Consider the following 12024-nt stretch of genomic DNA (forward strand, 5'->3'; position numbering starts at 1 on the left):
TAAAAATAGACAAACTCGATTTTCATCGAGTTTGTCTACAGTCTGAGCAGACACAGTTATATTGTGTCTGCTTTCAGTTTGTAGACAAAAGGATTCTATCTAAAAGTTAAAACAAAGTTGATTGGAGCGGGTGTGCGAGATTCCTGCGGGAAAAGCGTGTCCAGGGGAGACCCCGCAGGCGCAAAGCCGCCGAGGGCGGTCCGCCCAAGGAAAACGGAGTGCCTGGAGAGGAAAATCAACGTCCAAATTGTACAAATCCTAAATAAATGAAGACACAAACATAATGTGTCTGTTTTTTTAGTCCTTTTGGTTCACGGGAAAAGCAGGTACAATGAAAGAAATAGATCCTTATAAATCCTTGCAAGGGAAAAAGGAGGAGTAATTAAATTGATGGAAAAAGCACGTGATTATTTACAAGAATACTTTGGTTATGAGTCATTCCGAAAAGGTCAGGAACAGATTATCGAACAGGTTTTAGGAGGAATAAACACAGCGGGAATCATGCCTACTGGCGGAGGTAAATCAATATGTTACCAAATTCCAGCCCTTCTGTTACCAGGTGTAACACTCGTAATATCCCCACTTATTTCCTTGATGAAAGACCAAGTAGATGCCCTCGAACAAAATGGAATTGATGCCACGTTTCTTAATAGCTCCATTTCTGGGTTAGAATCATCCAATAGAATGAATGATATTAAGCACGGTAGATATAAGCTGGTTTATGTGGCACCTGAACGTTTGGAAAATCCTTCATTTCAACAGGATCTATTTAATGTGGAAATTTCTTTGGTTGCCATTGATGAGGCTCACTGTATATCTCAATGGGGTCATGACTTCAGGCCAAGCTACTTAAAAATCAAAACCTTATTGAAAAACATGCCATCTGCTCCGACTGTACTGGCATTAACGGCAACTGCCACACCGCATGTGACCGATGATATATGTCAGTCGCTAGGAATATCTGTACAGCATACAGTTTCCACGGGATTTTCTAGAGATAACCTGTTCTTTTCCGTTGTGAAAGAAGAAAATCGCGGACGGTTTTTAATGCGCTATTTGGAGAAAAACAAAAATGAATCGGGTATCATATATGCAGCCACCAGGAAAGAAGTCGATTCCTTGTATGCCAAGCTTATTAAAGCCGGATTCAAAACAGGTCGATATCATGCTGGCATGAATGAAAAAGAACGGTCGGAACAGCAGGATCAATTCATTCGTGATGACGTTCCCTTGATGGTAGCGACATCTGCCTTCGGGATGGGAATCGATAAGTCGAATGTTAGATACGTCATCCATTACCAAACTCCAAAGAACATGGAGAGTTATTATCAGGAAGCGGGCCGTGCAGGGAGGGATGGTTTGGATAGTGAATGTATCCTCTTATATTCCCCTCAGGATATGCAGATACAGCGTTTCTTGATTGATCAATCAAATCCCTCTCAGGAGTGGCAATCCCAGGAATTGAAGAAATTGAACAGAATGAAGGATTATTGTTTTACCGAAGGGTGTTTGCAAGCATTCATTCTGCGATACTTTGGAGAAAAAAACCCTGAAGATTGCGGTCATTGCGAAAATTGTACAGATAAACGTGACTCAGTTGATGTAACTACACAGGCACAAATGGTCCTTTCATGCATGTTGCGAATGGGTGAGCGATTCGGTAAAACGATGATTTCCCAAGTGCTTACGGGATCACGCAATAAGAAAATTGAAGAGTTCGGATTCCAGAAGCTTTCAACCTATGGTATCATCAATGATCAAACTGCGAAGGATGTTGGTGATTTCATTGATTTCCTGACAGCAAAACAGTACATAGAAATGACAGGCGGCCAGTTTCCGGTACTCAAGGTTACCAATGCAGGCAGGGAAGTGCTATTGGGACAGAAAAAAGTCCTGCGTAAGGAAATAAAAAAAGTAAGCAGCATCAGCGCAGATCATGGATTATTCGAAGAGCTAAGACAGTTAAGAAAAGAATTGGCAAGCAAGGAAAATGTACCTCCATTCATTATTTTTTCCGATGCATCTTTAAAAGATATGGCCCTCAAACTGCCGAGGACTGAAGAGGAATTCCTGGAAGTCAAAGGGGTAGGCATACAGAAATTCGAACGCTTCGGAAATCTATTCTTACAAGGTATTTCCAAGTATGTACAGGCACATCCTGAATTAGATACGAATACTATGATTACAAAGGAAATGGTAAAGCGATCGACTAAACCATCTCACTTAGAGAGCTATCGCTTATATCAGGAAGGCAAATCAATCAAGGAAATAGGGGCATTGAGAGGGCTGTCTTCCATTTCAATTGAAAATCATTTATTAAAGTGTGCAGAAGAAAACCTGGATATTAAATGGGATGAGATTTTCTTGGATAAAGAGTTCAATCTTGTTTTGGAAACTGCGAAACAATTGGATTCAGAAAAATTGAAACCACTTAAAGAAGCTCTGCCCGAACATATTTCCTACTTTATGATCAAAGCGATCTTGGTTAAAGCAGGGCTGGAAAACGAAAGGTGTTAAGGTTTTATGGATAATTTCTTCATTGAATAAATAAGAATTTGGTTTAATGCGTATACTAGGAATGATAAAAAGGTGAAATTTCGCTCCTTTAATCAGAGTCTTTATAAAAAAGAGGAGGTTGCTCATGTATTTTGGTAAAAAGAATTCAGAGGAACCAGAAATAGTTATGGAAGATACGATAGTATATGCATGCGGATCAGCGGATTGCAATGGTTGGATGAGAAAAGATTTTGCCTCGGAAAACTATGATTGCCCAATGTGTGGAAGTCAATTGGTTGAAGAAATCAGGGAGCTCCCAAAAATTGAAAATGAGTATAATGCGTTTAAATAAAAGAGGTGAATCAAAGCCTCTTTATTTTTTATTTTGAGAAGAAAGGATGGCGGAGTGTTTTTATCTTGGATTAATGCTTTACATATAGAGATATGTATGATATTATTAAATTTCAGTGTTATGAAAAGAATGCACTGGAGGGTAATTTAAAGTAACATTTTTATTAATAAAATAATTTTTCATCATTTTCATGATGAAGTAGAAACAAGTTAAACATATTTAGAAAAAAGAAATACATGTTATCACCAAGTATTTTCCTCGATCCATTTCTGTTCTTCATTAACTTACTTCTATGTACCATTTGTCTTTTGGAATTTAATCTACCCAATTGGAATTACGGACGGTTTTAATTAATAAACATGTACTTACAAGCTTTTATCTGATTCTCGCAGGCACGGTCTAGGAACCGTATGGATGGGAGAGAGGCAGGGCTTTCATTGTTTTAGGTTTTGGCATTAAAAATTACTCTCGTGCTCGCTTCGATTTGAAATGTTCAACGAACGAGCAGGAAGAACCATATGGAATGGATTCTTAAACAGGCGCAGTCTCGATTATCTGAAGGGTAAGTCCGGGACTGTGTTTCATTTTGGGGAATACTTTCTTTTTTAGAATCTTTCCTCAAATATATAAAGCATATATATGATATAATGGTAACTGAGATATGAAAAATTCATGCCGTAATCTCAAGTTCTTACCATTCAAAAAGTTTGGTTGAAAGAACAATAATCATACTTAAATTTGCGAATGGTTATTTACTCACAATTTAGATTAAACGCCATCTATTCTTCTTTTATCTTTATGGCTTGTGATCTGTTATGCAGGACGGAGTCAATTCAATTCTAAGGAGTGAGATATATGTATAGAAGAAATAATACGGAAGAAATCATTCCTGAAGAAACAAAGGTGTGGGAATGTACATCAGAAGATTGCAAAGGTTGGATTCGCGATAACTTTACAAGTAATGATGAACACGTTTGTCCGTTATGTAGCAGCGAGATGAAACCCGGCACCAGAATGCTTCAAGCAATTAACAATCCAAGAAACTATTAAGGCTATAAAAAAAGCTGAAGGGGATTCCCTTCAGCTTTTTTTATCTTTCTGCCAATTGGATGAAGCAAAAAGCAGATGAATGATTAGTGGATATCTTTTTTCTTGAATCGACCGCCTCGGACTTCCGCGATATCCCCTACAGCAAGGAATGCAGATGGATCGAAGCTTTTGACTATCTCTTTAAGTTTAGCTTCCTCAAGCCTGTTTATTACACAAAAGATGACTTTTTTATCATCACCGGAATATGCACCTTCACCAGCTAAAAAGGTTACGCCCCGTCCAAGGCGATTCATTATGGCATCACCAATATCATTAAATTCATCACTGATAATCCAGACAAATTTGGATTCGTCCAAACCTGCGATGACGATATCCATCGTTTTATATGCCACGAAGTAAGCTATGATCGAATACATGGCACGATCCCACGAGAATACGAAGCCCGCACTGCCAAGGATGAATAAATTAAAAAACATGACGATCTCCCCAACGGAAAAAGGGAGCTTCTTGCTAGCGAGTATAGCAAGTATTTCTGTACCATCCAAAGAGCCGCCATATCGAATGACCATTCCAACACCAATGCCAAGAATCATTCCGCCGAAAGCGGACGCTAGGAGGATATCTTGAGTGAAAGCTGGTACATGATGAAGCAATGTAGTGGTTATGGAAAGGATTAAAATTCCATAAAGGGTAGATAATGCGAAGGTTTTGCCGATTTGTTTATAACCGATAAAAAAGAAAGGAAGATTCAAAATGAAAAGAAAGATTCCGAGCTTCCATCCAGTGATGTAAGATAACATAATCGATATACCCGTTATGCCCCCGTCGATTACGTTATTCGGCACTAAAAAAATCTCGAGGCCGACAGCCATCAAAACCGCACCGATTGTAATTAATAGACCTCTCTGTAAAATCTGTCTCAGTGTTAATTTTTTATGCTGGGTCTTCTTTTGCATAATTTCTGTTGTACTTGCACCTGCCAGGTCTGACATAATCATGCCACCCACTCCTTCTCTCTATATAGGTTCTATTTAATTATAAACCTATAGGTATAATTAAATAAAGAAATTAACATTCTGATTCATATATTCCTGAATAATTATTGGTATCATTGATAACGTCCTGTTATGAAGAAACAGGGTTGTTAATGCTTGTCATTACCATGTATTCTTATTCTACTCCATACAAAACAATAGTATTTCTAATATTATTGAATTTATGAAAGAAACCAGCATTTTCTTGAGATATGGGGTGCACTGAAAGAATCGATGTGTAAATATATAGGAATAAGGAAATAAAAAACCTTTGAGGTACTATGAATTTCCTTTACAATATAGGAGAATAGAACGTTTGAGGTGATCAAGTAAAAAAATGGAACAATCAATTGTAGCATCAAATCCTGTTCTCTTTATGATTGCAGTACTTTTGATAATAATGGCTTGTTATACGGCGTTGGATTTACTGACAACATTACTGACGATAAAGAGATATAAACGCCTTGTGTATATAGGGAGCAGCTGCTCTATGGGAGTGGCTATTTGGACGCTTAATTTTGTTGTTATTTTCACCCTCGATAATTCAGGAATGGCAGCATACAACTTTTCTACAATAATTTTTTCGTTAGCATTAGCGATCGCTCTCGCAGGGGTTGGGTTATTGGCCATTTCGTATAAAACACAAGTCCTGCAAATCGTTTTTTGCGGTTTCATGTTTACGATGGCCCTATTATCCAATTATATAATGGGAACATCTTCTTTAAACCACTCTTTGCACTTTAACCCATTATCGGTCTTCAGTACGCTTTTCAGCATCTTTATTTTATTTGTAGCAGCACTTGCCATATTATTTCATTTTAATAAATTAAGTCAATCTTCGCTAAAACCAGTCAGTACTCTTTTGATGAGTGGTGCAATCATTGAAGGCTATTATCTTTTTGTAAGGGTGTTACCGATGAACGCGAAAAATGAAGCGGGTGAATTTGTTCCACTCACTCCATTTATGCTTTATCTTACATGCTTCGTTTCATTATTCATCCTTGCCAGCTTGATAGCTTCAAGTACAATCGTGGGCCGGCGGTTAGCAAAAAGTGATAATACTGTAAGCGATATCCGTTATGCTTTAGATCAATCGGCGATCGTCGCCATCACGGATGCAAATGGGATCATTACATATGTTAACGAAAAATTCCTGGAAATATCTCAATATGAAAAACATGAACTAATAGGAAAAAATCATTCCATAATCAATTCTGGTCATCATCCGAAAGAATTTTTCACTGACTTATGGCTAACGATCAGCCAAGGGAAAACATGGCATGGTGAAATATGCAATCGGGCAAAAGATGGTAATGTATATTGGGTGGATACAACTATCGTTCCTTTTATGAAAAAGGGTAAACCATATCAATATATTTCCATCCGTTCGGATATTTCCAGTCGTAAAAAAGCAGAAAGTGCTTTAAAGGAGTCAATTAAAGAACTGGAAGATATGCATTATGCAATCAACCAATCCTTGATTGTGGCGATTACCGATGATAAAGGAGTCATTATCGAAGTGAATGAAAAGTTCTCGGAGGTTTCTGGTTATGGGAGAGGTGAATTGATAGGCCAGACCCATAAGATCGTTAATTCTGGATACCACTCAAAGGAATTCTTTGAAAAAATGTGGATGACCGTCCGTGAACGCAAAGTTTGGAAAGGTGAAATTAGAAACAAGGCGAAAGATGGCAGTTTTTATTGGGTCGATACAACAATTGTTCCATTTTTCAGCGAAGAAGGTAAACCATTTCAGTATTTAACCATTAGATATGACATAACCGAGCGTAAACAATCGGAAGAGATGCTCCATCGGCAGGATAAATTAGCCGCTGTCGGTCAGCTTGCTGCTGGAGTGGCACATGAAATACGCAATCCGTTGACCTCCATGAAAGGGTATACGGAATTTTTGCAATTGGATGAAACGGACGAAAATAAACAAGAATATCTGGAAATAATCATGGACGAAATCAATCGTGTGAATGAGATAGTTGAAGAGTTCCTACAATTGGCCAAACCACAGGCATTGAATTTGGAGATGAAGAATCTTGTGCCAATCATTCAAAATGTTGTATCTTTGACGGAGTTTGAAGCCAGGAAGAAGAACATCACGCTGATTTCGGATTGTAATGACGAAGAGATCTTCGTTCGTTGTGATGAGAATCGATTAAAACAAGTCATATTGAACTTCATTAAAAATGGTATGGAAGCTATGCCTGACGGTGGGTTCATAAAAGTCATGACTGAAATTAAAGGGGATAAAGTGCAAATATCCATTACCGACACAGGAATTGGGATTCCGCCAGAGCAGCTTAAGAGACTGGGAGAACCATTTTTCACAACGAAAAAATCTGGTAATGGGTTAGGTTTAATGATCAGCTTTAAAATCATAGAAAGCCATTTCGGAAATGTTTTTGTCGAGAGCGAGGTCAATAAAGGTACAGTCTTTAATATTGTGCTCCTTATTTAGCCTAATAGGAAGCTATGAAAAAAATAACAACTTTGTATAAGAGGTCTGCATGGGGGAACTGGATTTGGAAAAACAAAAGCAAGTCAATATCATTAGCTTGAAAGTTTTTTACCTTTTTTCATTTTTTGCAGTAGGAAGTTTAACACCGCTATTAAGCGTTTATTTAGCCAATGAGGCAGGTTTGTCAGGTATTGAAATCGGTACCATCATGTCTGTTGGACCGATAGTGATGATCGTTTTTCAACCTTTTTGGGGAATTGTCTGTGATTGGAGCGGGAGACCGGCAAAAATACTGGCAATGACATCGTTGCTTGCTGGTGTATTTGGTTTAGGTTACTTACTGTTCGATCATTATTTACTTATAGTATCCGTTGCTGTCGCTTTGGCTATTTTTCAAAGTGCGATAATACCTGTTTCAGATAGCATCACCCTTCAATATACAACGAAGATCAAATCGAATTATGGGAAAATCCGTTTATTCGGATCACTTGGTTACGGTGTGGCCGTTTTTGTAATGGGGAAATTATCTGAATCCTTCATGGGTCCTTCCGTGATATTTTATGCTTTTTTCTTCGGTCTTTTGATCTCGGCTAGTCTGGCTCTTCGTTTGCCCGAAGAGCCGCCTGGGGAAAAGGTGAAGCTTTTCGGCGGAATGAAAGAATTGATCACCATGAAACGATTCCTTATCTTTCTAGCTATAACGTTCTTGCTTTTTGGTCCTAATCTTGCAAATAATGTATACTACGGTTTGTTTGTAGAGGCAAGGGGAGGGACATATACAGGAATTGGCATTGCGTTCCTTTTAGCTGTATTATCGGAAATCCCCTTTATGAGAATCGCAGGTACCTGGATTCATAAGATAGGCCTGCTGCCAATTACCTTATTGGCTGGTACGGCCTCATTGGTCCGCTGGGTTTTGTACTTCACCGAACCGAGTTTGGCTACCGTATATGTGTCTTCGATCATTCAAGGGTTTTCACTTGGCTTATTCATTCCTGCAGCTTTACAATATATCAGGGAAGTTGTCCCTGTACGTATTACAGTAACGGCAATAACGCTTTATTCCGCCATAGGCAATGGATTGGGTAACTGGTTCAGTACCTTCAGCGGCGGAATAATATTGGATAAATCAGGAATATATGCGGTCTATTTATTTTATGGTTTACTCACGCTGATCGGAATGCTGCTTACAATATGGCTCATGAGTTATGAAAAAAAATTAAAAGTTATGGGGAAACCCATAGGTATAATAGAAAAATGATGGAAAATAAAGCGAGGGACCTCTTTGCCTATCATGGTGAAGAGGTCTTTCTCTATTCTATTTACAAATTTGAGAGAAAGCAGGCTAAATGATCAAGCAGAATGAACATTCTTTGAAGGCCGTATGGGATTCATTAAAATCCCTCACTAGACAAACTCGCTGATAATGGATTTGTCTACAATATTTTAAGGGTTTGTACAATTTACACGTTGATTGGAATGAAAGGCACTCGCTTTCCGCTGCACTTTCGCCTGCCGGGTCTCCCTTGGACACGCTTTTCCCTCAGAAGTCTCGAACCACCGACCCAATCAACTTTGTTTAAAATTTAGAGGGAACACTTTTTGTAATCCCTTTCCGCGGTAAGTTAATAAAAGATATGCTTTTATGTAATGGGAATTTTAACCAAAACAATCAGTTTTTTATTTTTGGAAATAATATGATTTAATGGAAGATAGAGAATGAATGGAAGGGTGAGTGTTTTTGAGCAAACCAAAAGTGTTGGTTATTACCATCGCATCAGCTTTTATCGGCCTGTTTTTTTTATTTTGTCTTGGATGGGCGATTACGGACCATTATGGAAAGGGAACTTCCGATAAGGAAGTGATCGAAGAAACAGCCATTAAAAAAAATGATTTTCCCGATGATTTTACGGTAGTTGCGATAGGCGATTCATTGACCCGCGGCACAGGTGATGAAACAGGGAAAGGCTACGTTGGACTTGTTATTGAAGATTTAAAGAGTGAATACAATAGAAAACCAATCATTCATAACCTCGGAATTAATGGACAAGTGTCTAAAGAATTGGTACAGCAAGTGAGACAACCGGAAGTGAAGCGCCAAATCCAGGCTGCTGATGTTATTTTAGTTACAATCGGGGGTAACGATTTATTTCAAAAAGGCAAGACCCTGCTTGAATATGATCGTGAAGCTATTACTGTATCACAAAAGAGTTTCTTGGGAAATTTACATGAAATTTTTAAGGATATCAATAAAGTCAATGATACAGCTACCATTTTGTTGCTTGGGCTGTATAATCCGTTTATAGATTTGGATGAAGACTTTGATACGAACCGAATCGTACGGGATTGGAATAATGAAACGGCGGAAGTCGTGGCTCTTTATGAAAATGCAATTTTCGTTCCAACTTTTGATTTATTTCAATTGTCGGTAAATGAGTATTTGTATTCAGATAAATTTCACCCCAATAAGAAGGGATATCGTTTAATTGCTGATAGAGTTGCTCCTTTAATAAAATGGGAGGATGTGGAACGATGAAACAGGTGACATTGTCTGTCAGGGACTTGAAAAAAAGGATTGGCAAAAGGGAAATTATTAAAGGAATTGATTTTGAGCTGAATGAAGGGGAAGTTTTCGGCTTTTTAGGACCGAATGGAGCAGGCAAGACGACGACGATCCGCATGTTGGTCGGTTTGATTAAGCCAACCTCGGGTTCCATCCATATATGCGGGTATGATGTTCGTCAGGACTTTACGAAGGCTATGAAGCAAATGGGCTGCATCGTCGAAAATCCAGAATTATATCCATTTTTGAGCGGTTGGGATAATTTGCTCCACTTCGCAAGAATGTTACCTGATGTTGATGAAACAAGAATGGACGAGGTTGTTGAACTCGTCGGTTTGCAAGCGAGAATTCACGATAAAGTGAAGACCTATTCGTTAGGAATGAGGCAGCGTTTAGGAATCGCGCAGGCCATGCTGAACAGCCCTAAACTATTGATTTTGGATGAACCGACTAACGGGCTAGATCCTGCCGGAATCCGTGAAATGCGGCAATTCATCAGAAAGTTGGCTGAAGAAGAAGGTATGAGCGTTCTGGTTTCCTCACACTTGTTAGGTGAAATCCAGCAACTTTGTGACCGGGTCGCAATCATAAAAGGTGGGGAAATTATTAAAACGGATACAGTGGAGAGCTTATTATCCACGCAGGAGCGGATATTTTGGCGGGTGGAACCTATTCAAAAGGGCGCGGAAATACTTAGCAGCTTCACCGAAATTACCTTAGATCAAAAATATATCATTACAGCCTATGATGAACTTAAGACACCTGAATGGAATGCTGCTCTTAACCAAGCAGGCGTGAGGGTGCATGAAATGAATCGAAAGCTCCCGGGATTGGAAGAATTGTTTTTGCAAGTTACGGGGGGAGGTGCGGGCATTGAATAACTTGGTCCAAAATGAAATGATGAAGTTGCTGGCAAAGAAACGGTTAATCATAATCGGTCTCATCGTTGGAATTTTAGTCCTGATGTTTACATATGCCCAATACAAACAAGTGGAAGAGCAGCGGGAGAAGTTGGGAACGGATGATTGGCGTGCAGCTCTTCAGCAGCAAATCATTGATACTCAAAATCGATTGGGCTCCAATAGGATGCTCGATGAGTGGCGTGAACAGCTGCAAGTTAGTCTGAAGCAGCAGCAATATTATCTCGATCATGATATCAATCCCTCAGAACCAGGCGCAGCCACTTTTACACGCATGTTTTTGGAAAATGCAATCGATTTGTTCATTCCGCTGTTAATCATGATTGTGGCTAGTGATATGGTTTCTTCCGAAAATAGTCAAGGGACAATCAAGCTTTTGCTGACACGGCCAGTGGAACGCTGGAAAATCTTATTGAGCAAATATGTAACATTATTATTATCGGTTTCGATTATCGTGGCGGTGACAGCCTTATTGTCTTACCTATTATCGGGTATCGTTTTCGGATATCAAGGTTGGGGGGCCCCTGTAATAACCGGATTTGAATTGAAGGGTGCTGACGTGGATGTCAGTGAAGTAAGGCTAGTGGAACAATGGAAATTCCTATTGATGGATTTGGGACTTGTCTGGCTGGTGGCTGTTGTGGTAGGGACCCTTTCTTTCATGCTTTCGGTACTGGTGAGAAGCACCCCTGCAGGCATGGGCATCATGCTGGCTGCATTGATTTCCGGAGCTATATTGAACAATATGGTTTCATCATGGGAATCAGCGAAATATTTCTTTATGGTGAATTTGAAATTGACCGCTTATATTAGCGGAACGGCTCCGCCAATAGAAGGGATGACTTTATTATCCTCCGTCATTACTCTGCTCGTTTGGTGGGCGCTTGCTTTAATTGTATCTTTTACAGTATTTACCCGGAGGGATGTATACTGAGAAACAGCCTATAGAAATTATAAGTTGTTTCAGTTTGTTGACATAATTGGTTCGGTAGTGTCGCTTTTAAAACAAGACCTGATTATCCACATGAAATTTTACTGTTTTATATGAACTGAAACCCTCAATGGATGGGAGAAATTTGCGACACTCCAGCCGAATAACTGGCTAGCCGAGACCCCACAGACGCTTGCGTCGAGGAGGC

General features: G+C 39.2%; 9 protein-coding genes. 8 read left to right on the forward strand and 1 reads right to left on the reverse strand.

Annotated elements, in window-relative coordinates; genetic code table 11:
• Window positions 1-390: 390 nt before the first annotated feature.
• The 3 genes from recQ (at window position 391) to ADA55_RS01755 (ending at window position 3898) form a co-directional block, all read left to right on the forward strand.
• Window positions 391-2517, forward strand: a complete 2127-nt coding sequence (recQ, locus tag ADA55_RS01745; RefSeq protein ID WP_048678275.1) for a DNA helicase RecQ — start codon at window positions 391-393, stop codon at window positions 2515-2517.
• Window positions 2518-2641: 124 nt separating this feature from the next.
• Entirely contained in the window at window positions 2642-2848 is a 207-nt protein-coding gene (locus ADA55_RS01750) for a cold-inducible protein YdjO-related protein (RefSeq protein WP_034307297.1), read from the forward strand.
• 855 nt (window positions 2849-3703) lie between these two features.
• Complete coding sequence (locus ADA55_RS01755) at window positions 3704-3898, forward strand: cold-shock protein (protein WP_034307294.1); 195 nt, start codon at window positions 3704-3706, stop codon at window positions 3896-3898.
• Between the two features lie 83 nt (window positions 3899-3981).
• Here the strand turns inward: ADA55_RS01755 and ADA55_RS01760 are convergent, their stop codons facing one another.
• On the reverse strand, window positions 3982-4896 hold the full coding sequence (locus tag ADA55_RS01760) for a YitT family protein (RefSeq protein WP_226990376.1): 915 nt from the start codon (window positions 4894-4896) through the stop codon (window positions 3982-3984).
• Between the two features lie 373 nt (window positions 4897-5269).
• On the opposite strand from ADA55_RS01760, the gene ADA55_RS01765 reads away from it, so the two are divergent.
• The 5 genes from ADA55_RS01765 (at window position 5270) to ADA55_RS01785 (ending at window position 11819) form a co-directional block, all read left to right on the forward strand.
• Window positions 5270-7402, forward strand: a complete 2133-nt coding sequence (locus ADA55_RS01765; RefSeq protein WP_048678267.1) for a PAS domain S-box protein — start codon at window positions 5270-5272, stop codon at window positions 7400-7402.
• A gap of 64 nt (window positions 7403-7466) precedes the next feature.
• Window positions 7467-8663 carry an MFS transporter gene (locus tag ADA55_RS01770; RefSeq protein ID WP_226990377.1) on the forward strand — a complete coding sequence of 399 codons (1197 nt, stop codon included), beginning with the start codon at window positions 7467-7469 and terminating at the stop codon, window positions 8661-8663.
• 480 nt (window positions 8664-9143) lie between these two features.
• Entirely contained in the window at window positions 9144-9938 is a 795-nt protein-coding gene (locus ADA55_RS01775; protein WP_048678271.1) for an SGNH/GDSL hydrolase family protein, read from the forward strand.
• Window positions 9935-10846: an ABC transporter ATP-binding protein gene (locus ADA55_RS01780; RefSeq protein ID WP_048678272.1), complete on the forward strand. Its 912-nt coding sequence runs from the start codon at window positions 9935-9937 to the stop codon at window positions 10844-10846. Before ADA55_RS01775 ends, ADA55_RS01780 begins: the two co-directional genes overlap by 4 nt.
• Window positions 10839-11819, forward strand: coding sequence for an ABC transporter permease (locus ADA55_RS01785; protein ID WP_048678274.1), 981 nt, complete (start codon window positions 10839-10841; stop codon window positions 11817-11819). The genes ADA55_RS01780 and ADA55_RS01785 overlap by 8 nt, the downstream gene beginning before the upstream one ends.
• The last annotated feature ends 205 nt before the right edge of the window (window positions 11820-12024 follow it).

It is taken from the genome of Bacillus sp. 220_BSPC (genome assembly GCF_001054655.1).
Lineage (GTDB): Bacteria > Bacillota > Bacilli > Bacillales > DSM-1321 > Peribacillus > Peribacillus frigoritolerans.